We start from the raw sequence: 25704 nt of genomic DNA on the forward strand, positions 1-25704 counted from the left end.
GACGTGGCCCGGTCAGCCCAATCCCGGATCATGGGAATGATGGTCACCTGGCGGGAAAACTCCGTTCATTCGCAGGCGTCTCAGGGTGAGGGCCTCGTGGACCAGGCGGCCGACGAGTGCCCCGCCGTAGACCACGAAGCCCACCCCGACCAGCCAGGACTGGACGACCAGCAGGGTGCCGAAGGGGCCGTAGGTCACGGCGTTCGACGCGATCAGCGGGGAGAACACCAGCTGCGAGAAAACCCGCAGCCCCAGCAGCCCGAGGCTGGTCGCCAGCGCGCCCGGCACCAGCGCCCGCCAGCGGACCCGGCCGCAGAGCAGCAGCCGTTGCGATCCGACGAAGAACAGGAAGGTGCCGAGCAGGTCGCCCAGGGCGCCGAGGACCGTGCCGACGGCGTCTTTCGACGGCGCCGGGATCTCCACCAGCAGGGCCAGGTAGCAGACCAGCAGGGCGAGCCAGACCACGTGCCGCCACATGGTGTGCCAGCGGGCGGTCGGCAGGTCCCAGACCTTCTCGTAGCCGGTCTGCACGGCGGAGCCGAAGGTCAGGCCGAACACGGCCAGCGCCGCCAGCCCGAAGGCGGTGGTCCGCTCCAGCGCCAGGTCCGCCGCGCCGAACAGCATCTCGACCCGGGCCCGGGAGGACTCCGTCACCCCGAGCGCCTGCCCGAGCCAGCGGCCGAAACCGGAACCGCTGCCGGGCGCGGCGGCCGCCACGACGATCAGCAGCGGCACCAGGGTGAGGAAGCCTAGGGCCGCGAAGCCCATGGCCCGGTGCATCAGCTCCATCTCCCGGCCCCGGCTCCAGGCCAGACCGGCAGGGGAGCCCTGGAGCCGGTCGTGGAGCCGCTGGAGGATCGAGGTCACGCCTCATGCCCTACCCGCGCGGCCGGCCCCGTTCCCGGAAGCCACCCCGAATTGGGCCCAAAGGGGTGGTTTCGCCCGCCGGTAGGCGGGTCTCACCCCTCCCCGGTGCCCCGCAGGTCCATCAGCCGCTTGATCTTCCCCACCGAGCGCTCCAAGGTCTCCGGGTCGACGACCTCTACCCGAACGGAGACCCCGATGCCCTCCTTGACCGCCCGGACCACCTCGGCAGCCGCGGCCTCCCGCCGGGCGGCTTCCGTCTCCCGGCGGGCCTCCACCCGTACCGTCAGGGCGTCCAGCCGGCCTTCCCTGGTCAGCCGCAGCTGGAAGTGCGGAGCCAGCCCGGCCGTCCGCAGGAGGATCTCCTCGACCTGGGTCGGATACAGGTTCACCCCGCGCAGGATGATCATGTCGTCGCTGCGGCCCGTGACCTTCTCCATCCGGCGGAAGGCGGGGCGGGCGGTGCCGGGCAGCAGCCGCGTCAGATCCCGGGTGCGGTAGCGGATGACGGGCATGGCCTCCTTGGTGAGGGAGGTGAAGACCAGCTCGCCCGGCTCCCCGTCCGGCAGCACCTCGCCCGTCAGGGGATCGACCACCTCGGGATAGAAGTGGTCCTCCCACACATGGAGCCCGTCCTTGGTCTCCACGCACTCCTGGGCCACGCCCGGGCCCATGACCTCGGACAGCCCGTAGATGTCCACCGCGTCGATGCCGAGCCGCTCCTCGATCTCCCGGCGCATCTCCTCCGTCCACGGCTCCGCGCCGAAGATGCCCGTCCGCAGGGAGGTGGCCCGCGGGTCGATGCCCTGGCGCTCCATCTCGTCCAGCAACGTCAGCATGTAGGAGGGCGTCACCATGATGACCTCCGGCCGGAAGTCCTCGATGAGCCGGACCTGGCGGTCCGTCATCCCGCCCGACGCGGGCACCACCGTGCAGCCGAGGCGCTCGGCCCCGTAGTGCGCGCCGAGGCCGCCCGTGAACAGCCCGTAGCCGTAGGCGATGTGCACGATCTGGCCGGGCCGCCCGCCCGCCGCCCGTATGGACCGGGCCACCACGTCGGCCCAGGTGGAGAGGTCCGCGTCGGTGTACCCGACCACCGTGGGGCGCCCCGTGGTGCCGCTGGAGGCGTGGATGCGGCGCACCTCGGAGCGCGGTACGGCGAACATCCCGAAGGGATAGTGGTCGCGGAGATCGGTCTTGGTGGTGAAGGGGAAGAGGGCGAGATCGGCGAGGGAGCGGCAGTCCTCCGGGTGCACGCCGGCCTTGTCGAAGGACTGCCGGTAGAACGGCACCCGCTCGTAGGCGCGGAGCAGGGTCGCGCGCAGCCGCTTCAACTGGAGGGAGGCCAGCTCGTCGAGGCCCAGCCGCTCGCCCTCGTCGTGGAGATCTGCGTACACCGCCATGCCGTCACCTCATCCTGAACAAACCGAACGATCATTCGGTAGATTGCCAGGCCTCCGAGGGGTAAATCAATGACTCGAACGAGTGATCGTCTGTTGTGATGGTCCGCATGCCTACCTTCACCACCTACGACGGAACCGAACTCGCCTACCACGTGCGGGGGAACGGCGAACCGCTGGTCTGCCTCCCGGGCGGGGCCATGCGGGCCTCGGTCTACCTGGGGGACCTCGGGGGACTGGCCGCGGGACGCCGGCTGATCCTCCTCGACCTGCGCGGCACGGGCGACTCCGCGATACCGGCGGACGAGTCGACGTACCGGGTGGACCACCAGGTCGCCGACGTGGAAGCACTGCGGGTCCACCTGGGGTTGGAGCGGATGGACCTCCTCGCGCACTCCGCCGGCGGCAACCTCGTCCAGCTCTACGCGGCCGCGCACCCCGAGCGGGTGCGGCGGACGGTCCTGGTCACGCCCACCGCATGGGCCGTTGACCTCCCGGTCACCACGGAACAGCGGCTGGCCGGTGCCCGGGGGCGGGCGGGTACCGAGCTGTACGACCGGGCCATCGAGGCCTACGCGGGGATCCTCGACGGCGTCGACACCGACGAGGCGTGGGAGCTGGCGGTCCCGCTCTTCTACGGCCGGTGGGACGACGCGGCGCGGGCGCACTGGGCCGCGGGCGAGCAGGAGCAGAACGAGAAGGCGGCGGCGGCCTACGCGGGCCCGGGCGCCTTCGACCCGCCGGCCACCCGGGCCGGGCTGCGACGGGTCGCCGGCGAGGTGCTGGTGCTGGCCGGGGGCCTGGACTTCAACCCGTGCCCGGACCTCGCGGGGCGGCTCGCCGAGCTGTTCCCGCGGGGGGTGGCGGACGTGCAGGCCGGTGCGGGGCACTTTCCGTGGCTGGACGACGCGGAGTGGTTCTCGGCGCGGGTGGAGCGGTTCCTGGCGTCCGGGCGCTGACGGGGTGGGCGGGTGGGGGTGCGGGTGGGGGTGCCGCTGCGCGGAGCCGTCCCCTACCCGCCCTTCCGCCGTTCCTCCCCGCAGCTACCGCTGGGAGGTGCCCCCAGGGGCTCCGCCCCAGACCCTCCCCCAGACTCCGTCCGGGTGGACCCCCACGCCTCAAACGCCGGCGGGGCTGAGTCGGCCGGCTCGGCGGGTCAGCCCGTCGCGTCCGCCTCCGTGGCTATCGTCTTTGCCCAGCGGTAGTCCGCCTTGCCGCTCGGGGAGCGTTGGATGGCCGGGGCGATGACCAGTTGGCGGGGGATCTTGTACCCCGCCAGCTTCGTGCGGCAGTGGGACTGGATCTCGTCCAGCGTCGGTTCCGGGGCGCCCGGGCGGACCTGGACCACCGCCGCCACGTGGCTGCCCCACGTCGGGTCCGGGACGCCCGCGACCAGGGCGTCGTACACGTCCGGGTGGGACTTCAGCGCCTGCTCGACCTCCTCCGGATAGACCTTCTCGCCGCCCGTGTTGATGCACTGCGAACCGCGGCCGAGCACCGTCACGATCCCGTTCTCGTCCACCGTGGCCATGTCGCCCAGGAGGACCCAGCGCTCGTCGCCCTTCTGGAAGAAGGTCTCGGCGGTCTTGACCGGGTCGTTGTAGTAGCCGAGCGGCACGTAGCCGCGCTGCGCCAGGCGTCCCGGCACCCCCACCGGCACCGGCTCGTGGGTCACCGGGTCCACCACCTGGGTGCGTTCGTTGACCTCCAGGCGGAAGCCCTTCTCGGGGCTGGAGTCGTCCGTCGCCTTGCCGTTGGAGCCGGATTCGGAGGATCCGAAGTTGTTGAGCAGGAGGACGTTCGGCACCAGCCGCTGGAACTCCGCCTTCACCGTCTCCGACATGATCGCGCCGGATGACGAGACGCTGAAGAGGGAAGAGAGGTCCGTGCCCTTCAGCGGGCCGTTCAGCGCGTCGATCAGCGGCCTCAGCATCGCGTCGCCGACGAGGGAGACGCTGGACACCTTCTCCTTCTCGATCGTGCGGAGCACTTCCTCCGGCGCGTACTTGCGGTGGATGACGATCCGCTGGCCGTAGTTGAAGGCGACGAACGAGGTGAGGGTGGAGGTGCCGTGCATCAGCGGAGGGGCCGGGAAGAAGGTGAGCCCGGCGCCGCGCGCCGCGACCCGCTCGGCCAGTTCCTCGGGCCGCTTCACCGGCTCGCCCGTCGGCTCGCCGCCGAAGAGCCCCGCGAAGAAGAGGTCCTCGGCCCGCCACATGACGCCCTTGGGCATGCCCGTGGTGCCGCCGGTGTAGATGATGAACAGGTCGTCCGGGCTGCGCGGCGGGAATCCGCGCTCGGGCGAGCCGGCCGCCTCGGCGTCCTCGTACGCGACCGGCGCGATCGAGGGCTCCGGAGCGCCCTCGGGGGTGGCGCCGACCCGGATCAGGTGGCGGAGCTTCGTGGTCTGCGGGAGCGCGGCCGCGACCCGCTCGGTGAACTCGCCCTCGAAGACGAGCGCCGCGAGATCGGCGTCGTTGTAGAGGTAGACCAGCTCCTCCTCCACGTACCGGTAGTTGACGTTCACCGGGACCAGCCGGGCCTTCAGGCAGGCCAGCACGGTCTGGAGGTACTCGATCCCGTTGTAGAGGTGCAGGCCCAGGTGCTCGCCGGCCTTCAGGCCGCTGTCGAGCAGGTGGTGCGCGATCCGGTTCGCCGCCGAGTCCAGTTCGGCGTAGGTGAGGCGGCGCTCGGCGCCGGTACCGGGGTGGTCCACGTACACGAGGGCCTCGCGGTCCGGGACCACGTCCACGACCGACTCGAACAGGTCGGCAAGGTTGTACTCCACCGTTCCTCCTGACGCGCATGGCTGGTCTGCTCGGCGGTCATTAGAGCGCCGCCGAAGGGAAGTGGGAAGGGCGCCGCCCAAGAAAACTGACTGGGTGTCAGAAAACTATTGAACTGCACCCTCCCCTACTGCAACCTGTTCTAGGTCTTGAGACGGGAGGACGGCAATGGGTGGGACGGAACACCTGACCGTGGAACGGCACGGTGCCACGCTGGTGCTGACCATGAACAGGCCCGAGGCGAAGAACGCGCTCTCGCTGCCGCTGCTGGTGGGCCTGTACGACGGCTGGCTGGAAGCGGACGCGGACGACGAGATCCGCTCGGTGGTGCTGACCGGCGCGGGCGGGGACTTCTGCGCCGGCATGGACCTCAAGGCGCTGGCCGGGAAAGGCATGGCGGGCGACCAGTACCGGGACCGCCTCAAGGCCGACCCCGACCTGCACTGGAAGGCGATGCTGCGCCACCACCGGCCGCGCAAACCGGTGATCGCGGCGGTCGAGGGGTACTGCGTGGCTGGCGGGACGGAGATCCTGCAGGGCACGGACATCCGGGTGGCGGGGGAGGGGGCCACCTTCGGACTGTTCGAGGTCAAGCGGGGGCTCTTCCCGATCGGCGGCTCCACGGTGCGGCTGCCGCGGCAGATCCCGCGTACGCACGCGCTGGAGATGCTGCTGACCGGGCGGCCGTACTCCGCGGAGGAAGCGGCGCGGATCGGGCTGGTCGGGCGGGTGGTGCCGGCCGGCACGGCGCTGGAGGCCGCGCTGGAGATCGCCGAGCGGATCAACGCGTGCGGGCCGCTGGCGGTCGAGGCCGTGAAGGCCTCCGTCTACGACGCCGCCGAGCTGACGGAGACGGAGGGTCTGGCCGCGGAGCTGCTGCGGGGGTGGCCGATCTTCGACACGGCGGACGCCAAGGAAGGGGCCCGGGCCTTCGCGGAGAAGCGGCCCGCGGTGTACCGGCGGGAGTAGCCCCCGCGGCGCCGCCGCTGCTGCCGTGCCGGACCCTGCCGGGTGAGGGTGCGGCGCCGTTGCCGGGGCTCCGCCCCGGACCCCGCGCCTCAAACGCCGGCGAGGCTGGATTGCGCCTGGCGGGGGCTGAATTTTGCCCGGCGAGGCCGACATTGCCGGAAACAACACCATCGGAGAGCCACCATGACAGCTGCCTCCCCACCGGAGGTGCTCCGCGCGCCCCTCGTCGTCGAGTTCCCCTTCACCCGGTCCCTCGGGCCCGTCCAGAGCGCCTTCCTCACCGGGCTGCGCGAACGCGTCGTCCTCGGGGTGAAGACCTCCGGCGGGGCGGTGATGGTCCCGCCCGTCGAGTACGACCCCGTCACCGCCGAGGAGATCCGCGAGCTCGTCGAGGTCGCCGACACCGGCACCGTCACCACCTGGGCCTGGAACGGCCACCCCCGCCCGAACCAGCCCCTGGGCACCCCCTTCGCCTGGGTGCTGGTCAAGCTCGACGGAGCCGACACCGCCCTCCTGCACGCCCTCGACGCACCCGGCCCCGACGCCGTGCGCACCGGGATGCGGGTCCGGGTCCGCTGGGCCGCCGACGCCGACCGCACCGGGGCGATCACCGACATCGCCTGCTTCGAGCCCTACGAGGGGCCGGAGGTCGGCGCGGCCGCCCCGCACGACGGGGCGTTCGACGACGCCGTCCACGGCATCGTCGCCCGCGCCCGACTCGACTACACCTACAGCCCCGGCCGCGCTCAGACCGCCTACATCAGCGCCCTCTCCGAGCAGAAGACCGTCGGCGAGCGCTGCCCTTCCTGCCACAAGGTGTACGTCCCGCCGCGCGGCGCCTGCCCCACCTGTGGTGTGGCCACCACCGACCAGGTGGAGGTCGGACCGGCGGGCACCGTCACCACCTTCTGCATCGTCAACATCAAGGCCAAGAACCTCGACATCGAGGTCCCCTACGTCTACGCCCACATCGCCCTCGACGGCGCCGGCCTCGCCCTCCACGGCCGGATCGGCGGAATCCCGTACGACCAGGTCCGCATGGGCCTGCGGGTCGAACCGGTCTGGACCGAAGGCGGCCGCTACCCCGACCACTACCGCCCCACCGGCGAGCCGGACGCGGACTACGACGCGTACAAGGAGCTCATCTGATGCCGAAGACGCCGCCGAGGTACGCCCGAGAGGTCGCCGTCGTCGCCTTCGCGCAGAGCGACCACCGCCGCGACACCGCCGAACTCAGCGAAGTAGAGATGGTCATGCCGGTCCTGCACCAGGTGCTGGCCGCCACCGGCCTGAAGGCCGGGGAGATCGGCTTCACCTGCTCCGGCTCCAGCGACTACCTGGCCGGCCGGGCCTTCTCCTTCACCATGACCCTCGACGGGGTGGGCGCCTGGCCGCCCATCTCCGAGTCGCACGTCGAGATGGACGGCGCCTGGGCCCTCTACGAGGCCTGGGTCAAGATCCAGACCGGCGAGGCCGACACCGCGCTCGTCTACTCGTACGGGAAGTCCTCGCCCGGTTCGGTACGCGACGTACTCACCCGCCAGCTCGATCCGTACTACGTGGCTCCGCTCTGGCCCGACTCGGTGGCCCTTGCCGCCCTGCAGGCCCAGGCGCTCATCGACGCGGGCGAGACCGACGAGCCCGCCCTCGCCGCCATCGGCGCCCGCAGCCGTGCCGATGCCGAGGTCAACCCGCACGCCCAGCTCCGCGGCTCCGTCCCGCAGGGCGACTACCAGGTCGCGCCGTTGCGGACCGGGGACTGCCCGCCGATCGGCGACGGCGCCGCCGCCGTCATCCTCGCCGCCGGGGACACCGCGCGCCGGCTGTGCGAACGCCCCGCCTGGATCACCGGCATCGACCACCGCATCGAGGCCCACTCCCTGGGCCTGCGCGACCTCACCGACTCCCCGTCCACCAGGATCGCCGCGGAACGCGCGGGCGTCTTCGAAGCACCCGTGGACACGGCGGAGCTGCACGCGCCGTTCTCCTCCCAGGAGGTCGTGCTCCGCAAGGTGCTCGGCCTCGGCGACGGCGTCGCCGTCAACCCCTCCGGCGGGGCGCTCGCCGCCAACCCGGTGATGGCCGCGGGCCTGATCCGGATCGGCGAGGCGGCCGCCCGGATCCACCGCGGCGAGTCAGACCGGGCCGTCGCGCACGCCACCTCCGGCCCCTGCCTCCAGCAGAACCTGGTCGCCGTCCTGGAAGGGGACGCACGGTGAGCACTACGGGTAAAGAGCCTGTCGCGATCGTCGGGATCGGGCAGACCAAGCACGTCGCCGCCCGCCACGACGTCTCCATCGCCGGACTGGTCCGCGAGGCGGCCACCCGCGCCCTCGCGGACGCCGAACTGACCTGGGCGGACATCGACGCGGTCGTCATCGGCAAGGCCCCCGACTTCTTCGAGGGGGTGATGATGCCGGAGCTCTACCTGGCGGACGCGCTGGGCGCCGTCGGCAAGCCGATGCTGCGCGTGCACACGGCGGGCTCGGTCGGCGGCTCCACGGCGCTCGTCGCCTCCAACCTGGTGGCGGCCCGCGTCCACCGCACCGTCCTCACCCTCGCCTTCGAGAAGCAGTCCGAGTCGAACGCCATGTGGGGGCTCTCGCTGCCCGTACCGTTCCAGCAGCCGCTGCTGGCGGGCGCCGGCGGATTCTTCGCCCCGCACGTGCGCGCGTACATGCGGCGCACCGGCGCGCCCGACGGGGTCGGCTCGCTGGTCGCGTACAAGGACCGCCGCAACGCGCTGAAGAACCCGTACGCGCACCTGCACGAGCACGACATCACACTGGAGAAGGTCCAGGCCTCCCCGATGCTGTGGGACCCGATCCGGTACTCCGAAACCTGCCCCTCCTCGGACGGGGCCTGCGCGATGATCCTCACCGACCGCGCGGGCGCGGCCCGTTCGCCGAAGCCGCCCGCCTGGGTGCACGGCGGGGCGATGCGCAGCGAACCCACCCTCTTCGCGGGCAAGGACTTCGTGTCCCCGCAGGCCAGCAAGGACTGCGCGGCCGACGTCTACCGCCAGGCGGGCATCACCGATCCGCGCCGCGAGATCGACGCGGTGGAGATGTACGTGCCGTTCTCCTGGTACGAGCCGATGTGGCTGGAGAACCTCGGCTTCGCGGAGGAGGGCGAGGGCTGGAAGCTCACCGAGGCCGGGGTCACCGAACTCGACGGGGACCTTCCGGTCAACCCCTCGGGCGGCGTGCTGTCCACCAACCCGATCGGCGCCTCCGGCATGATCCGCTTCGCGGAAGCCGCCCTCCAGGTCCGCGGGCAGGCCGGGGAACACCAGGTCCCGGGCGCCCGCCGGGCCCTGGGGCACGCGTACGGCGGCGGCGCGCAGTTCTTCGCGATGTGGCTGGTGGGGGCGGAGCAACCGACCGGCTGAGCAGCCCCGGGGGTGCCGGACCGGTCAAGGGTGACTCACCGTGGCCTGTGCGGCACCCGCCGCGGTGGTTAACCTTGCCCCCGGACGACGTACCGGGAGGAGCACGCACGTGGCAGAGAGCATGACTTCACAGCCGCTCGCAGGCTGGGGCAAGCCGGACCTCGATCTCACCGAGGCGGACTGGCAGTCGAGCAGCCGGGGAGCGGGCGACGTCCAGATCGCCTTCGTCGACGGCTTCATCGCGATGCGCAACAGCGAGCGCCCCGAGAGCCCTTCGCTGATCTTCGCGCCGGACGAGTGGCGCCGCTTCGTACTGGACGCGCGGGGCGGGGAGTTCGACCTGACGTAGGGCCGGGCCCGCCGCGACCCGCCGCCCGGCCGCTGGGCAGCGGGTCGCGGCCCCGCATAGTCCGTTGCAGGGCGAGGATCACCCGGGCATCATGGCCGCCATGACGATCAACCGCCGAAAGGGCGATGCCGCGTAGACGGCCGGGCGCGCTGCGCGCCGCACGAGGAAGTTTCGAGGGCCGACGGCCGCCCGCATGGGCGTGGGAACTGCCGCCCGTCGACCGGCTGTCACGCGCCGCGAGCGCGGAGCTGCAGTGGGCGCGGCACAAGAGTCACTACGGACCGCAGGAACTGCTGTGCCGCTACCGCGAGTTCCTGGACCGGCCGGGGGGCCACCGCCGGGTGACGGCAGCGGTGTGCCCCGCCCCCGGATGCGAGCTCGACGACGTGACCGTGGTCCGCGACGAACTGGCCGAGGTGTACCGGACCCTGCCGCCCGGCGCCCGCCGTGCGCTCGGCCGGATCCTGCGGCGCCTTGACGCCGACCTCCGCCGCCGCACCCTCCACGATCCCGACGCGCCCGCCACGGACCGCCGCGGCGGCCCGAATTCCTGGTGGAAGCGGCTGCTCTACGAGGGAACCTGAGTCGGCGAGGCCGATCCAGGCACAACAGGATGGATCGGTAGGGTGGCGCCATGAGCGGTGAGAACGATCTGCGGAAACTCCTGAGCGGCATGCGGCCCGAGCTGAACGAGGGCCTGTACGTGTTCTGCACCGTCCCCGGCACCACCGCCCCGGCCGGGACCGCCCCCGTGGCCACCATCCGGGAGCGCGAGGGGCTCACCCTCGTGCTCTCCCAGGAGGACGCCGACGCGGCCGGGCTCGCCTACGACTACACCGCCGGCTGGATCACCCTGCGCATCCACTCCGCCCTCGACGCCGTCGGCCTCACCGCCGCCTTCGCCACCGAACTCGGCGCACACGGCCTGAGCTGCAACGTCATCGCCGGCTACCACCACGACCACCTCTTCGTGGCCGCCGACCGGGCTGCCGAGGCCGTCGCCGTTCTGGAGGGCCTGGCGGAGCGTTCCGCGCAGGACTGACACGGGCGCGAAAAGAAGATCGGATTGTTTCCGACAGCGGGCTCCCTCCCGTTCCGCGCGGGCGTACGCTGATCCCCCCGAACAGGCCTGGGGGGTACCAGCCATGACGGAACGCCGGACCCGCATACGGCGCACAATGGTCGAACGCGAGACCGAACTCGCCATCGTCGACGAGGCCCTCGACCAGCTCACCGGCACCGCACCGGACGCCGGCGGCGCCCTGCTCGCCTTCTCCGGACCCGCCGGACTCGGCAAGACCACCCTCCTCGCCGAACTCCGCCGCCGCGCCCACGCCCGCTCCTGCACCGTCCTCGCCGCCAGGGGCGGCGAACAGGAGCAGAGCCAGCCCTTCCACGTGGCCCGCCAGCTCATCCAGCCCCAGCTCGCCGGCACCTCCGAACGCGAACTGCGCGCCGCCCTCGGCAGCTGGTACTCCATCGTCGGCCCGGCCCTCGGCCTCTGCGCCCCCGAACAGGGCGCCCCGCCCGACCCCCAGGGCCTGCGCGACGGACTCGACTGGGTCCTCACCCACCTCGTCGTCCAGCGCGCCCCCGTCACCCTCGTCCTCGACGACGCCCACTGGGCCGACCCCGAATCCCTCGGCTGGCTCGCCGCCTACGCCCCGCGCGCCGAACACCTCCCGCTGCTCCTCGTCGTCGCCTACCGGCCCGACGAACTGCCCGCGCACGCCGATGCGTTCCGTACGCTGCCCGGCCGCGCGGGACAGCGCCCGCTCGCCCTCGCCCCGCTCACCGCGCCCGCCGTCGCCACCCTGGTCCGCGAGGCGATCGGCGAGCACGCCGACGACGCCTTCTGCCGCGAAGCCTGGGCCGTCACCACCGGCAACCCCTTCGAGACCGTCGAACTCACCGCGAAGATCCGGGACAAGGGACTCCCCCCGGTCGAGGCCAGCGCCCCGCTGCTGCGCGACCTCGCCGCCGCCCAGCGCGGCAGCGGCCTCGTCGCCCGCCTCGAACGCCTCGGCCCCTCCACCGTCCGCTTCGCCTGGGCCTGCGCGGTCCTCGGCACCGCCATCCCGCAGGACCTCGCCGCCCGCGTCGCCGCCCTCGGTGCGGAGGAAGCCGTCGACGCCACCGGCCGGCTGCGGGACGCCCGCATCCTGTCGGCCGCCACCCCCGAAGCCTCCGCCACCGAAAAGCCCGACGCGGGACTGGAGTTCGTCCACCCGCTCATCGCCACCGCCATATACCGCGCCATCCCCGACGCCCTGCGCGTCGCCCTCCACGGCAAGGCCGCCGCGGCCGTCGTCGACGCCGGACTGGGCCCCTCCGCCGCCGCCCGCCACCTCCTGGAGACCCACCCCGAGAACGACCCCTGGGTGGTGCGCACCCTGCGCGAGGCCGCCGGCGAGAATCTGCGCGCCGGAGCCCCCGAAGCAGCCCGCCGGCAGCTCGCCCGCGCCCTGCGCGAACCCCCGGACTTCGACGAACGCGCCGCCGTCCTGTACGAACTCGGCTGCGCCTCCCTGCTCACGGAGCCCGCCAACACCGTCAATCACCTGCGGGCCGCGCTCGCCGAGCCCGTGGACGACCCGGCCCTGCGCCAGGGCATCGTCATCCGGCTCGCCCAGGTCCTCGCCCACAGCGACCGCCTCGCCGAGGCCTCCGAATCCCTCGCGCGGGAGATCCCGCACACCCAGGACGCCCGCGCCCGACTGCGCCTGCAGTCCGAGCAGTTCATGTGGGACGCCTTCAACGCCGCCGAGACCGACTCCCCGGCCCGCTCCCGCCGCCTCGCCCGGCTCGCCGACCGGCTGACCGGCCGCGACCTCACCGAGCGGTACGTCATCGGGCTGCGCGCCTGGGACGCCTGCCTGCGCGGGGAACCTGTGGACGTGGTCCTGCACCATGCCGGACGGGTCCTGGAGCAGCCCTTCAGCTGGGCGTACGAGGACCGCGGCTTCGAGGTCCCGGTGCTGGTGGCCATGGCGCACGTGTACGCCGACCGGCCGGGCCGGGCGGACGAGCTCTTCGAGGCGGGGACCGCCGAGTTCGAACGGCAGGGCTGGCGCGGGGCGCACCTCTCCTTCGGGTACAGCCTGCGCGCCTACATCCGCTTCCGGCGCGGGCGGCTCGCGGAGGCCGAGGAACTGGCCCGGGCCGGGCTGCAGCTCGCCGAGCGCGTGGGCCGCGGCACGCCCGTGCACTGGTACACCATCGCCATCCTCATCACGACGCTGCTCGCCCGCGGCCGGACCGACGAGGCCTGGGAGCTGGCCCGGGAGCACGAGTTCGGCCGGCCCTTCCCGTCGGCGGTGGTCTTCCCGGACTCCCAGACCGTCTACGCCGAACTGCTCCTCGCCCGGGGCGACACGAAGGCAGCCGCCGCCGAACTGGAGGAGGTCGACCGGCGGTTGACCCCGCGCGGCATCCAGAACCCGGCCTGGTGCCCCTGGCAGCTGTACCTGGCCCGGGCCGTGGCCGCGGAGGACCCCGAGCGGGCCCGCGCCCTGGCCGGCGACGCCCTGCGGCGGGCCCGCGCCTTCGGCGCCCCCTCCGGCATCGGCCAGGCCCTGCGGGTGGCGGCCGAGGTCGCGGCCCCCGCGGACCGGGCGGGGCTGCTGCGGGAGGCGGTGGCCGTACTCGCGGCCTCCCCGGCGGGATACGAACTGACCCGAGCGCTGGCCGCGCTCGGCACGGAGCTACGGGACGAGGAGCTGTTGACGCGGGCCGTGGTGACGGCGCGGGAATGCGGCGCGGACGGGCTCGCGGCGGAGGTGACCGACACCCTGCTGAGCCTGGGCGGCGGCCTGCCGTGCGCCTCCCGCGGGGACGACCGCCTCACGGAGGAGGAACGCCGGGCAGCCGAGCGCGCGCTGCGCGGCGAGCGGATCCCGACGGCGGCCGCCCGGCACCACCCGACCGCGGGATCGAAATCACCCCGCACGGGCCGCCCCGCGGTGCCGGCACCGGCCTTGGGCCCGGCCCCGGCATCGGCCCTGGGCCCGGCCCAAACCCTGAGCCAGGATCTGGCATCGGCCCCGGGCGCGAGCCTGGCCCCGGCTCCGAACACGGCCCGGGTCCCGCTCCAGGGCGCGGGCCCGGACGTGGGCCCTGGCCCGGACTTGGCCTTGGGAGCGGCGCCTGGCCCGGACCCGGCCACTGCCACGGCGCCTGCCGCGGGCGTAGGCCCTGGCCTGGTCCTGGGGTCGGGCGCGGCCCAGGCTCTGGACCCGGCCCGGGACGCGGGCGCGGCCCAAGGCATGGCCCCATCCCGGGACGCGGGCCCGGCCCCGGGGCCGGACTGGGACCTGTCCGCCGCCTGTCGCAAGCTCGGCACCGACCGGTCCGGGCTGAAGGCCGCGCTGGAGGCGTTCGCCCGTAGCTCAACGTGATCGGACCGGCCCGCCGGCGGGCAGGGTGAACCGCATGGACCAGACAGAACGGATCACCCTGTTCCAGAGCGAGGCGTCCGCCTTCGAGAAGGCGGTCCGCCGCGCCGTCGACGCTGGCGGACCGCTGCCCCCGGTCCCCTCCTGCCCCGGCTGGTCGGTCTCCGACCTCGTCGGGCACCTGGGGGGTGTGCACCGCTACCTCGCGCACGTGCTTCGGGAGCGGCTCGCGGCCCCGCCGGACCCGGCGGGGCTCGCCCTCCCGGATGTCCCGGCCGACCCGGAGGCGCTGACGGACTGGTTCGCGCAGGGGGCGCGCGAGCTGGCGGAGCTCTTCCGGGAGCTCGGCACGGACACCCCGGTGTGGAGCTGGTCGGCGGAGCAGAGCTCCGGCTTCTGGCTGCGGATGCAGCTGATCGAGCTGGCGGTCCACCGCTGGGACGCCGAATCCGCGACGGGCACCCCCGGCCCCCTCGACCCGACCCTGTCCGCGGACGCCGTGACCCAGACCTTCCAGGTGATGGCCCCGGCCCGCCGCTCCTGGAAGCAGGCCCCGCCGGGAACCGGGGAGCGCTACCGCTTCAGGCGCACCGACGGCCCGGAATCCTGGACGGTCGCCTTCGCCGGCGACGAGGTACGGCTGGAGGACGGTCCCACCACCGCGCCGGTGGACGTCGAGGCCGCCGGGCCGGCCTCGGACCTGGCCCTCTTCCTCTGGGGCCGCCCCCCGGCCACGGCCCTGCGGGTCTCCGGCGACGCCACCCGCCTCCGCCACTGGTTCACGCTGGTCCCGCAGGTCTGACGGGCGGGCACACCCCGTCCCGGTACCCCCGCCCGCCCCCGGCCGGCCCCCGCGCGGCACCGGCCGGATCGGGGCCCCCGGGCCGGAAAGGCCGTGCGGACACGTACCATGGCGGCATGTCCTTCCTCCGCCGCCACCGCGCCGCCACACCCGCCGGCCCGGACTTCGACGTCCTGGCCATGGACCCGGGGGACTGGCCGGGCAATCTCGGGGCCGGGCTGCTGCCCGCGCCCGACGGCAGCTGCCAGGGTGTCTTCCTCCGCTACGACCTGTTCGGCGGACGCGGCCCCGCGATGATCATCGGCAACCTCCCCGAGGGATCCCCCGCCCGGGACCTCGCCGACGGAGAGGTGCCCTTCGAGGTGGCCCAGCTCCTCGACGCACTGGAGAACGACGAGGACGTCGAGGTCACCGGCATCGAGGACTGCCCCGTCATGCAGGGCGACAACCTCCTCATCGTCCGGAAGATCAAGCTGTCGGAGTCCCGCATCTCCTGCGTCCAGTTCGACCGCAGCGACAACGTGCTGGTCACCATCGCCAGCTGGGACCGCCCGATCACCGATGACCTCTACGCCCTCCTGAAGCCGCTCCCCGCCGAGCTCTTCCAGCAGGGCTAGCAGGACCGGCGGGACCAGGAACCCCTAGACCACGAGGTCACGCGTCCGCGATGGCGTTCGCCGCCACGTAGCCGAACGTCATCGCGGGACCGATCGTCGATCCGGCCCCCGCGTAACTGTGGCCCATCACCGCCGCGCTCGCGTTGCCCGCCGCGTACAGACCCCGGATCACCGAGCCGTCCGCCCGCAGCGCCCGGGCCCGTGCGTCGGTCACGATCCCGCCCTTCGTACCGAGATCCCCCGGCACGATCTTGAACGCGTAGAACGGCGGGGCCCAGATCGGCGCCAGGCACGAGTTCGGCGTCACCCCCGGGTCCGTGTAGTAGTGGTCGTACGCGGTGTCGCCCCGGTGGAAGTCGGAGTCGGTACCGTTCCACGCCTGCATGTTGAACCGGTTGAGCGTCGCCCGCAGAGCCGCCGCCGGAACCCCGATCTGGCCGGCGAGGGCGTCCCAGCTCCACGCCTTCTTCGCCGCCCCCGCCTCGTACCAGGAGTCCGGGAAGACGATCGTCGGCAGGATGTCCTTGAACAGGTACTTGTTGCGGTAATTCTGATCCACGATCAGCCACGCCGGGATGTGCGAGCCGACCGCGCCCCGGTCCTTCTCGTACATCACGTGCACGACATCGCTGTACGGCGCCGCCTCGTTGACGAACCGCGCGCCCTTCGCGTTCACGATCAGCCCGCCCGGCAGGGTCCGTTCCGCGAGGCAGAAGTACGGTTCCCCGGGCAGCGGGATCGAAGGCCCCCACCACGCGTCGTCCATCAGGGCCAGCGCCGCCCCCGCCCGCTGCCCCGCCCGAATGCCGTCGCCGGTGTTCTCCTTCGCGCCCACCGACCATTGGGTGCCGACCGGCTGCTGCTGGTACTGCGCACGCATCTGCGCGTTGTGCTCGAAACCGCCCGAGCCGATGACCACCCCCCGCCGGGCCCGTACGGTGCCCCGTACGCCCGCCTTCTCGACCACCACCCCCGTGATCGCGCCGCCCTCTTCGACCAGGTCGACCAGCGGGCTGTTCAGCCACACGGGCACCCCGGCCCGCATGAGCCCGGCCCGCAGGCCGGCCGCCAGGGCCTGCCCCATCGTCAGCGGCTTCTCCCCGCACAGCGCCGCCTTCGTGCCGCGCGCCAGGCACTCCGTCGACACGGCGAGCCCCTTCGCGTTCACCGCGGCGAGGTTCAGCCACTTGTAGTCCTGGCTGAACACCACCATCCCGGCCGGGACCGGTATGTACGCCGGGTTCAGGCGGGCCAGTTCGGCGCCCAGGATGTTCCCGTCGAGGTAATCCGGCTCGATGGAGCGGCCGCCCGGCAGACCGCCGGGCAGGTTGGGGTAGTAGTCGCTGTAGCCGTCCATGAAGCGGAACTTGAGCGGGCTGTTGGCCATCACGAAGTCCAGCATCCGCGGCCCGTTCGACAGGAACGCCGCCTGGCGGTCGGCCGGCACCTCGCTCCCGACGACCGCCGCGAGGTAGGTCGCGGCCTTCTGCGGAGTGTCCGGCACGCCCGCCCCGAGGATCACGGAGTTGTTCGGCAACCAGATCCCGGCTCCGGAACGGGCCGCCGAACCGCCGAAGGTGGGGGCCTTCTCGACGACCAGCACGCTCAGCCCCCGCTTGGCGGCGGTGAGCGCGGCGGTCATCCCGGCGGCCCCGGAACCGACCACGACGACGTCGTACTCGCCGAGTGGGGGACCGTCCGTGGCGCGCGCGGCGGCGGACGGCAGCACGGTGGCGGCGAGCACCCCGGCTCCCGTGCCGGTGATGACCGTACGTCTGGACGGGAGGGCTTCGGAGGAGGTGCGTGAAGCGCTTGCGGACATGGGCAGGCTCCAGCGGAGTGGGGAGGCCAGGGTGGATCCAGCACGTCTGATGCTGAGTCAGAAAAGGTGTTCGGGGGATCATGTGATGTCAAGGCATCTGGCGCCGCCGCCTCCAGTACGCCACCGTCACCACACCCAGCAGCGGTCCCCACAGCACCAGCGGGGCGTAGCAGACGTAGAACCACGCGGCGCTCAAGCCGCCCGCCTCGCTCGGGGCGTCCGCGGGTAGCGGATCACCCTGGAGGGTGGTCCCGGCCACCGCGGCCGCGCCGAGCACGGTCCACAGCAGGGTCAGCGCCAAGGCCCCCAGCGCGGCCGGTACGACCGCGGCCGCCACCGGGATCCGCCGGCCGCCCAGTACGGGGATCCAGCGCGGAACCACCTCGCCCCACGAGGCCACCAGCCCCACCGCGGTGAAGGCCAGCAGCTCGGAGAAGACCGAGAGGAGAGACACGTACACATCGAGCGGCAACCAGCGCGGCAGACTCCCCCTGTCCGCCTCGGAGTGCTCGACGAAGAGCAGCCCCACTCGCCAGACACACGACGGCAGCACGACGAAGGGGATCGCGGCCGCGGCGATCCGCGCGTACCGAGGGACTCCCGCGACCGGGGCGTGCGCGGCCTTCCAGGCGGCGCGGGGGCCACGTCCGGATCCCGGCGGATCCACTTCGGCAACAGGGCCCCGGCGCCCGCCGGACGGCTTGGTGTCGGCATGCACGGTCATCGCGACCTCCAGAGTGCCCGGCACCGCTTGCCCGGCCTCCTCCCAAGATCGCATCCCGCCCGGTACCCGCGGATCGACCGCCGGGCGTATCCGGTCCCACCCGCACGGGGGAGACGCATCGGCCCCGTGGCGTACACCGCCCCACACGAGCGAAGTCCCGTGGCGGTGGGGGCCACGGGACTTCGCGCCTTGGGCCGGCGGGCCCGGCAGGACCTACCGAGTGCCGACCGCCGCCCGGACCGCCCTGCGGGCCATCCCGGCGTCGTCGTGCAGCCGGCGCAGCAGCAGCCGCTGCTCCTCGCCCGAGGACAGGGAGCCCGACGGGAGCGGCTGGGTCGGGGCGGTCGCCAGCATCGAGCGCTGCACCGCCGTCTCGCACATCCGGATCTCCCTGGTCAGCACCAGCATCAGATTGACCAGGAAGGCGTCCCGCGCTGCCGGACCGGCCGCCTGGGCGAGCCTGCTGATCTGCGCCCGGGCGGCCGGGGCGTCGCCCAGTACCGTCCACAGCGTGGCCAGGTCGTAGCCGGGCAGGTACCACCCCGCGTGCTCCCAGTCGAGCAGCACCGGCCCCGCCGGGGACAGCAGCAGGTTCGAGAGCAGCGCGTCACCGTGGTTGAACTGCAGCGCCGTGCCCGACAGCTTCACGCCGTGCAGCAGCTTCTGCAGGTCACCGAGGTCCCGGTCGGTCAGCAGCCCCAGCTCGTAGTCGCGGGCGATCCGCCGCGCGTAGTTCATCGGGGTCCCGAACAGCTCGGTCGGCGGACGCCACTGGTTGATCCGGCACACCGCCCCCAGCGCCGCCCGCAGGTCCACCCGCGGCGGCGGTTCCACCGGGTGCCGCTGGAGCGCGGCGACCCGGCCCGCCATCCGCTCGACCACCAACGTGCAGTTCTCCGGGTCGGCGGCGATCAGCCGCGGTACGCGAACCGGAGGGCGGTGCCGGACGAACGTCCGGTACGCCGCTATTTCGTGCCGGTAGCGCTCGCGCCACTCCGGCGAGTGATCCAGTAAAACCTTCGCGACGGCGGTCATCCGACCGGTCGTGCCCACCAGGAGGACCGACCGGCCGCTGCGCCGCAGTACCTGTACCGGCGCGAACTCCGGACAGATCCGCTGCACCGAGGCGAGCGCGGTGCGCAGTTGCGCCCCCTGCGGCCCCGAGAGGTCGATTCTTCCGCTGAGCGGCTGCGATCCGGATCCCGGCATCCGCCGGGCCCGAACGGCGCCCTGCGCCGCCGAGGCCGGCCGGCCGGGTTCGAGGTAGGGGCCGCCTCCCGCCGGGAGCGTGCGGTAGGGCCGGACAGGTGCGGACACGGAGGACGTTGCTGCGTACATGGCTTACGGATCCCTTCGTGCGCCGACTGGTTTCGTACGCCACCCCGCCGGATCCCGTACTTCACCCTGGGGAGTTCCGCCGGTGACCGGGTCGGGGAGGCGCATTCCTACCTGACACCCGGCCGCAGGTGGCGAACCATCGGGCGTGCCCTGGCGAAGGCTGGCGAATTGTCGCTGGGCACGTGACAGGGGGCTACTGTCAACTCAGCCGAGAACCTGGGGGCTTGACGTGAGCAAAGGTCCAAACACCCGCTTGAACGACCTGTTCGGCCTGGCCGGCTGGTCGAAGGGCGAACTGGCGAGGATGGTCAATCGGCAGGCGGCGGCCATGGGCCACCCCCAGCTGGCCACCGACACCTCGCGGGTGCGGCGCTGGATCGACATGGGGGAGACCCCGCGCGAACCGGTGCCCACGGTACTGGCAGCACTGTTCACCGAGCGGCTCGGTCGTGTCGTGACCAACGAGGACCTCGGGTTCGTACGGCAGCGGCGCACCACGAGACGGCAGTCGGACGGGGATCGGCAGAACCCCGACGGAATGCCCTGGGCGCCCGAACGCACAGCCGCGGTCCTCACCGAATTCACGGGAATGGACCTCATGCTCAACCGTCGCGGTCTGATGGGCGCGGGCGCCGCGCTCACCGCCGGCTCCGCAATCAGCAACGCCATGCACGACTGGCTCCACACCGACCCAGCCCTCGCCAAGGAGGCGCAGCACTTCGGGGATGCCTTCCAGGCCGACCCGGCGGGCTACGACCGCTACGAGGCCGCCCCGATCGGCTCGCAGGAGATCGAGGCACTGGAACGTTCCGTCGAGGTGTTCCGCGCCTGGGACGCCTCCAGAGGCGGCGGGCTCCAGCGAAAGGCCGTCGTGGGCCAGCTGAACGAGGTCGGCGGGATGCTGGCCTACCACCACCCCGACCACCTCCAGCGCAGGCTCTGGGGGGTGGCGGCCAACCTGGCGGTGCTCGCCGGCTGGATGTCCCACGACGTGGGTCTCGAACCCACCGCGCAGAAGTACTTCGTCATCGCCGCGCACGCGGCCCGCGAGGGCGGCGACCGGCCGCGCGCCGGGGAGGCACTGTCCCGCGCCGCCCGCCAGATGGTCCACCTCGGCCGGCCGAACGAGGCCCTGGACCTGATGAAGCTCGCCCAGTCCGGCTCCGGGGAGCGGACCCTGCCGCGCACCCGCGCCATGCTGCACACCATCGAGGCCTGGGCGCAGGCCGCCATGGGCAAGGGCCAGGCCATGCGCCGCACCCTGGGCGAGGCGGAGGAGCTGTTCGTCTCCGACAAGGGCGACGTGCCGCCGCCGAGCTGGATGCAGAACTTCGACGAGGCGGACCTGCACGGCATGCAGGCCCTCGCCTACCGCACCCTCGCCGACCACGACGCCACGGCGGCGCCGGTCGCGGCCCGGCACGCCAAAGAGGCGCTGCGACTGCGCGGTGAGGGCCACCAGCGCTCGCAGATCTTCGACTACATCTCGATGGCCTCGGCCTGTTTCATCGCCGACGACCCGGAACAGGCCGACCGGTACGCCCGCCTGGCCCTGGTGTCGATGAACGAGACTTCCTCGCACCGGACATGGGACCGGCTGCGCGAGATGTACCGGCTCACCGGCCAGTACTCCGGCTACTCGCGCATCGAGGACCTCCGCGAGGAGATCGAACTGGCCCTCCCCGACAGCCCGGCGCCGGTGCGCGGGCCGCGCGGTACGGGGACACGGACACGGGCGTAGCGTGCCCCGGCCCGGGCCCCGCACCGAGATGAGCCGAGACGAGAAAGGCCGCGCCTGACGGCGCGGCCCTGAAGTCCGTACGTCCCACCCTGCCTCCGACCGCCCGGCGGCCGGCCCCTGACCGGCCTATCCCCCCACCCGGGCGACCAGCACGCAGGCGTCGTCCTCGCGCTCGCTCTCGCCGAACTCCTCGATCACCATCCGCACGCAGTCCTGCGCCGACCGCGCCGCCGAGAACCGCGGCGCGAGTGCCAGGAGGCGTTCCGAGCCGTCCGCGCGGCTGAACTCGATGCTGCGCGGGGTCAGTCCGTCCGTGTGGAGCACGAGTACGTCGCCCACTTCGAGCCGCTCCTCGGCCTGCCCGTACGCCGCCCCGGAGGTCGCGCCCAGCAGCACCCCCTCCGGCGGCAGCAGGGACCGGCCCGATCCGCGCCGGAACAGCAGGGGTGCCGGGTGGCCTGCCTGCGCCCAGGACAGGACGCGGCGCGTGGCGTCGTAGCGGCAGCACACGGCCGAGCCGAGCGCGGGCTGGACGGAAGTTTCGAGGAGCTGGTTGAGCCAGCCCATCAGCGGGCCGGGCTCGATCCCGGCCATGGCCATGCCGCGCAGGGCGCCCAGCATCATCGCCATCCCGGAGGTGGCTGTCACGCCGTGGCCGGTCAGGTCGCCGACGGTCAGCATCGAGCTGCCGTCGGGGAGTTCGAGGGCGTCGTACCAGTCGCCGCCGATCAGCGCGCTGGTCGCGGAGGGCAGGTAGTGGGCGGCCACGTCCAGGGTGCCCGCGTTGCCGTGCGGGAACCGCAGGGAGCCGCGCCACGGGGGGAGCACGGCTTCCTGCAGCTCGACCGCCAGCCGGTGCTCGGTCTGCGCGATCTCCCGCTGGCGCTGCAGCGAGTCCCGTGACTCGCGCACCGCCCGCTGGCTCCGGCGCAGTTCACTCACGTCCCGCAGTACGGCCCACATGGAGGCCGTGCAACCGTCGGAGTCGAGTACCGGCTCGCCCCTCATGTGCAGCGTCCGGACCCGGCCGTCGGCCCGGACGATGCGGAACTCGCCGTCGATCGCCTTGCCGTCGACCAGGCAGGCGGTCACCCACGCGGTGAGCAGCGGCTGGTCCTCGGAGAACAGGGTCGAGCCCAGTTCGTCGAGGGGGAGCGCGCCCGCCTCGGGGGAGCGGCCGAAGATCTGGAACAGCTCGTCGGACCAACTGACCTCGTCGGTCAGCAGGTTCCACTCGGCGCTGCCGACCCGGGTCTGTGCCTCGGGCCCGGCCTCGGGGGCGGAATGCGGGAGCTCGATGGTCTCGGGCGCCGGCGGCAGCCCCTCCTTGAGCTGGCCGAGGTGCTCGCCGAGGTCGTCGAGGTGGTGCACGGCGAGGTCGCACAGGGCTCGCTGCCAGCGGCCCTGGGCGTCGTCGTCGTCGACGACCGTGTCGCGGCGCACCGCGTCCACTTCTCCCCGCAGCCGCCGGGTCTGTGAGATCAGTGCGTCCACCGACCCCGGCTCGGGCGGCTGCGCGGGACGGTCCGCGAACAGGTGGGACGGCATGAGAACTCCGATACAGGCGCGGCACGGCCAAGTCTGAAGGAAGGACCGGTAACGACTGTTGCACAGGCAGCGACTGCGTGTAAGGCGTTTGGCAACATCCGCGACGGTCTTGCTTCCGGCATATGCCGCAGGCCTCTCGGCCGTCCCACCATGGGTTGTTCGCGTGCGAACGAATCCAGTCAGGCGGCCGCCCCTACACGCTCAGCGGCACCGGGTGGATCTCGTTCGCGGGGTGTCCCGTGCGCTCGTGGATCCGCTGGACCGCGTCGGCGGACGGGCCCTCGGAGAGGCAGTAGACCGTGCCCGTCCCCGGGTCGGCCCACGCCCGCTCGAAGTGGACACCTTCTTCCTTTTCGATCGCCAGGTCCGCCTTGTGGGCGGCCATCAGCTGCTCCTGGGTGATGCCCTTCATGTCCGTGTGGACATCCATGAACTTGGCCATCGCGGAGCACCTCCTCTTCGTCCATTCCATCGTCCGCCCGCGGCCGAAAAACGGCCTTCCGGCAGGGCCCGCTCGCTCGTACGGCCGAGCTGTACGAGGGCCCGCGCGGCCGTACCCGCCTCACACGCGGATGCATGGCGTACCCCGAACGGAGGACCCGCGCTCCGGCGGCTCCCCTGGCTTCCCCGGAGGCTCCCCAGGCTTCCCACCACACCCGGGGGTCGCTACTCTACGTGCCGGTAATGATCGGGGGCCGGTCCGCTGCGGCGGACCCGCGCAGGGTGGGGACACAAAGAAATGACCGGGCAGAGCCGTCGCTCCTTCCTGACCTACCTCGTCGCGGCGCCGACCCTCGCCCTCGTCACCCGCGCCGGCGTCGACGCGGTCGCCCCGCAGCCCGCACACGCCGTGGTGCCGAGCCTGCCCGCCATCGCCGACATCATCGACCTCGGCGACCTGTTCATCCTGGCGGGGGCGCCCACGTCCGCCCTGCTGGCGCTCGCCGTGGAGGCGGACGGGACCATCCGCTTCCGGCTGCCGCGCGAGGAGGTCGGCCAGGGTCTGACCACCGCCGTGGCCATGCTGGTCGCGGAGGAACTCGACGCGCCGCTGGCCGACGTACGGGTGGAACTGGACGACGCACGGCCCGAGCTGCTCTTCAACCAGCTCACCGGATCCTCCAACTCCATCCGCTCCCTCTACGGTCCCGTCCGCCAGTGCGCCGCCACCGCCCGGGCCCGGCTCGTCGCAGCCGCCGCCGTCCGCTGGAGCCTGTCCGCCTCCACGCTGACCACCGCGAACGGCGCCGTCCGCGCCCCCGACGGCCGCACCGCCGACTACGGCAGCCTCGCCGCGGCCGCCGCCGACCCCGCGCTCGTCGTCCTCGGCGCCACCCCCAAGAAGACGGCGAAGCACGCCCTCGTGGGCAAGCCCACCGGCCGCGTCGACGCCCGCGCCATGGTCACCGGCGCGCAGAAGTACACCCTCGACCTCGACGTGCCCGGGGCCAAGCCCTGCGTGGTGCGCCGCCCGCCCACCCTCGGCGGCGGCGTCCGCTCCGTCGACAACCTCGCCGCCGTCCAGGCCATGCCCGGCGTGCTGCACGTGGTGACCATCCCGAGCGGGGTCGCCGTCGTCGCGGAGACCTTCGGGCAGGCCCTGACCGCCAAGGCCGCCCTCCAGGTCACCTGGGGCCCCGGCCCCGCCGACCGGCTCTCCGACGCCGAGGTACGTACGAAACTGCGCGCGGCCACCGCGCCGCTGCTGGTGCCGCCGCTGCTGACCCCGTACGTGGACGCCGAGTTCGACTTCGCCTTCGTCAGCCACGCCCCGATGGAGACCAACTCCGCGATAGCCGACGTACGGGAGGACCGCGCCGAGATCTGGTCCGGGCTCAAGTCCCCGATCGTGGCCCGCGAGACCATCGCCGCCGAGCTCGGGCTGCCGCTGGGCAAGGTGCAGGTGCACGTGGTGCAGGCCGGCGGCTCCTTCGGCCGACGCCTCTTCTTCGACGCGGCCCTGGAGGCCGCCCGTGTCTCGAAGGCCTGCCGCCGCCCCGTCAAGCTGATGTGGACCCGCGTCGACGACACCCGGCACGGCCGGATGCGCCCCGCCACCCACCACAAGATCCGCGCCACCCACCTGCTCGGCGAGGTGCTCACCTTCGAGCACCGCGTCGCCGCCGCCGAGACCGACTTCCGGCACGGACTCGGCGAGATCATCACCGCGACCGCGGCGCACCTGCCGCTCGGCATCGGCAACGCCACCCTCGCCCAGACCCTGTTCCTGACCACGGTGAAGTCCCCCTACAACTTCGGCGTCACCACCCAGGTCCTGACCGAGGTGCCGACGGGCATCCCCACCGGATCCTGGCGGTCGGTGTACTCCGCCAACACGCGCGGCGCGGAGGAGATCGTGGTCGACGAACTCGCCGCGAAGACCGGCCGCGACCCGTACCAGTTCCGCCGCCTCTTCCTGAAGACGGCCGCCCAGCGCGCCGTACTCGACAAGGTGGCGGCCGAAGGGGAGTGGGGGCGGCCGATGGGTGCGGGCCGCGCGCAGGGGATCGCCTTCCACGAGGAGTACAAGTCCCGCACCGCGTGCCTCGTGGAGATCGACACCCGCGACCCGGAGCACGTCCGCGTCACCAAGGCGGTCATCGCCGTGGACGTGGGCCTGCCCGTCAACCCGCGCGGACTGGAGGCCCAGATGATCGGCGGCCTCACCGACGCCATCTCCACCACCCTGCGCGCCGGACTCCACCTGGACAAGGGGCTTCCACTGGAAGGCAGTTACAGCCAGTTCCACTGGGCGAAGCAGCGCGACACCCCGCTCGACGTACGGGTCTTCGTACTGCCGGCCACCGGCGAGGAGCCCGGCGGCGCGGGAGAGCTCGGCGTGCCCGCCGCCGTCGGAGCCATCGCCAACGCCTGGGCCCGGGCCACCGGTTCCAAGCCCCGCAGCTTCCCCCTCGACTTCGACGTCGACTTCACCCCCTACCCGCGCTAACCGCTGGAG

Annotated in this window: 21 protein-coding genes; 13 read left to right on the forward strand and 8 right to left on the reverse strand. The window is 72.8% G+C overall.

The features are described 5' to 3' along the window. Nucleotides 1-12: 12 nt before the first annotated feature. On the reverse strand, nt 13-867 hold the full coding sequence (locus OG625_RS34560; protein ID WP_329388853.1) for a YhjD/YihY/BrkB family envelope integrity protein: 855 nt from the start codon (nt 865-867) through the stop codon (nt 13-15). A 92-nt stretch (nt 868-959) separates the two neighbouring features. After that, nucleotides 960-2267 carry a phenylacetate--CoA ligase PaaK gene (gene paaK, locus OG625_RS34565; RefSeq protein WP_329388855.1) on the reverse strand — a complete coding sequence of 436 codons (1308 nt, stop codon included), beginning with the start codon at nt 2265-2267 and terminating at the stop codon, nt 960-962. A 107-nt stretch (nt 2268-2374) separates the two neighbouring features. Between paaK and OG625_RS34570 the strand changes: the two genes are divergently transcribed. After that, nucleotides 2375-3223, forward strand: coding sequence for an alpha/beta fold hydrolase (locus tag OG625_RS34570; RefSeq protein ID WP_329388856.1), 849 nt, complete (start codon nt 2375-2377; stop codon nt 3221-3223). 197 nt (nt 3224-3420) lie between these two features. On the opposite strand, the gene OG625_RS34575 is transcribed toward OG625_RS34570, so the two are convergent. Beyond that, nucleotides 3421-5052, reverse strand: a complete 1632-nt coding sequence (locus OG625_RS34575) for an acyl-CoA synthetase (RefSeq protein WP_329388859.1) — start codon at nt 5050-5052, stop codon at nt 3421-3423. Between the two features lie 166 nt (nt 5053-5218). Here OG625_RS34575 and OG625_RS34580 point away from each other — a divergent pair, with 166 nt between their 5' ends. The 10 genes from OG625_RS34580 (at nt 5219) to OG625_RS34625 (ending at nt 15572) form a co-directional block, all read left to right on the forward strand. Beyond that, the gene (locus OG625_RS34580) at nt 5219-6019 is read left to right on the forward strand and encodes a crotonase/enoyl-CoA hydratase family protein (protein WP_329388861.1); all 801 of its coding nucleotides are present in this window, start codon (nt 5219-5221) and stop codon (nt 6017-6019) included. Between the two features lie 183 nt (nt 6020-6202). Next, on the forward strand, nt 6203-7168 hold the full coding sequence (locus tag OG625_RS34585; protein WP_329388863.1) for a Zn-ribbon domain-containing OB-fold protein: 966 nt from the start codon (nt 6203-6205) through the stop codon (nt 7166-7168). Continuing rightward, nucleotides 7168-8238 (forward strand): thiolase domain-containing protein, encoded by a 1071-nt coding sequence (locus OG625_RS34590; protein WP_329388865.1) that lies wholly within the window; start codon nt 7168-7170, stop codon nt 8236-8238. Before OG625_RS34585 ends, OG625_RS34590 begins: the two co-directional genes overlap by 1 nt. Next, a complete protein-coding gene (locus tag OG625_RS34595; RefSeq protein WP_329388867.1) occupies nt 8235-9410 on the forward strand; it encodes a thiolase domain-containing protein in 1176 nt (391 codons plus the stop codon). Before OG625_RS34590 ends, OG625_RS34595 begins: the two co-directional genes overlap by 4 nt. Before the next feature lie 121 nt (nt 9411-9531). Beyond that, entirely contained in the window at nt 9532-9759 is a 228-nt protein-coding gene (locus tag OG625_RS34600) for a DUF397 domain-containing protein (protein WP_443067919.1), read from the forward strand. 125 nt (nt 9760-9884) lie between these two features. Then, nucleotides 9885-10343, forward strand: a complete 459-nt coding sequence (locus OG625_RS34605; RefSeq protein WP_329388871.1) for a hypothetical protein — start codon at nt 9885-9887, stop codon at nt 10341-10343. Nucleotides 10344-10393: 50 nt separating this feature from the next. After that, nucleotides 10394-10801 (forward strand): ACT domain-containing protein, encoded by a 408-nt coding sequence (locus tag OG625_RS34610; RefSeq protein ID WP_329388873.1) that lies wholly within the window; start codon nt 10394-10396, stop codon nt 10799-10801. A gap of 103 nt (nt 10802-10904) precedes the next feature. After that, entirely contained in the window at nt 10905-14156 is a 3252-nt protein-coding gene (locus OG625_RS34615; protein ID WP_329388875.1) for an ATP-binding protein, read from the forward strand. 34 nt (nt 14157-14190) lie between these two features. Next, on the forward strand, nt 14191-14955 hold the full coding sequence (locus OG625_RS34620) for a maleylpyruvate isomerase family mycothiol-dependent enzyme (protein ID WP_329388877.1): 765 nt from the start codon (nt 14191-14193) through the stop codon (nt 14953-14955). A gap of 116 nt (nt 14956-15071) precedes the next feature. Beyond that, a complete protein-coding gene (locus OG625_RS34625) occupies nt 15072-15572 on the forward strand; it encodes a hypothetical protein (protein WP_329388879.1) in 501 nt (166 codons plus the stop codon). Between the two features lie 37 nt (nt 15573-15609). On the opposite strand, the gene kstD is transcribed toward OG625_RS34625, so the two are convergent. The 3 genes from kstD to OG625_RS34640 all read right to left on the reverse strand — a co-directional run bounded on the left by kstD (nt 15610) and on the right by OG625_RS34640 (nt 19456). Then, nucleotides 15610-17394 (reverse strand): 3-oxosteroid 1-dehydrogenase, encoded by a 1785-nt coding sequence (kstD, locus tag OG625_RS34630; protein ID WP_329388880.1) that lies wholly within the window; start codon nt 17392-17394, stop codon nt 15610-15612. 88 nt (nt 17395-17482) lie between these two features. Continuing rightward, the gene (locus tag OG625_RS34635; RefSeq protein WP_329388882.1) at nt 17483-18142 is read right to left on the reverse strand and encodes a hypothetical protein; all 660 of its coding nucleotides are present in this window, start codon (nt 18140-18142) and stop codon (nt 17483-17485) included. A gap of 189 nt (nt 18143-18331) precedes the next feature. Then, nucleotides 18332-19456, reverse strand: a complete 1125-nt coding sequence (locus tag OG625_RS34640) for an aminoglycoside phosphotransferase family protein (protein ID WP_329388884.1) — start codon at nt 19454-19456, stop codon at nt 18332-18334. A 229-nt stretch (nt 19457-19685) separates the two neighbouring features. Here OG625_RS34640 and OG625_RS34645 point away from each other — a divergent pair, with 229 nt between their 5' ends. After that, complete coding sequence (locus OG625_RS34645) at nt 19686-21197, forward strand: DNA-binding protein NsdB (protein ID WP_329388885.1); 1512 nt, start codon at nt 19686-19688, stop codon at nt 21195-21197. Between the two features lie 126 nt (nt 21198-21323). Here OG625_RS34645 and OG625_RS34650 read toward each other — a convergent pair whose 3' ends face one another. Beyond that, nucleotides 21324-22745, reverse strand: coding sequence for a PP2C family protein-serine/threonine phosphatase (locus OG625_RS34650; RefSeq protein WP_329388886.1), 1422 nt, complete (start codon nt 22743-22745; stop codon nt 21324-21326). Nucleotides 22746-22938: 193 nt separating this feature from the next. Then, nucleotides 22939-23187, reverse strand: a complete 249-nt coding sequence (locus OG625_RS34655; RefSeq protein ID WP_329388888.1) for an SCO4226 family nickel-binding protein — start codon at nt 23185-23187, stop codon at nt 22939-22941. Nucleotides 23188-23484: 297 nt separating this feature from the next. Here OG625_RS34655 and OG625_RS34660 point away from each other — a divergent pair, with 297 nt between their 5' ends. Next, the gene (locus tag OG625_RS34660) at nt 23485-25695 is read left to right on the forward strand and encodes a xanthine dehydrogenase family protein molybdopterin-binding subunit (protein WP_329388890.1); all 2211 of its coding nucleotides are present in this window, start codon (nt 23485-23487) and stop codon (nt 25693-25695) included. Nucleotides 25696-25704 lie beyond the last annotated feature (9 nt).

The sequence above is a fragment of the Streptomyces sp. NBC_01351 genome, assembly GCF_036237315.1.
Lineage (GTDB): Bacteria > Actinomycetota > Actinomycetes > Streptomycetales > Streptomycetaceae > Streptomyces.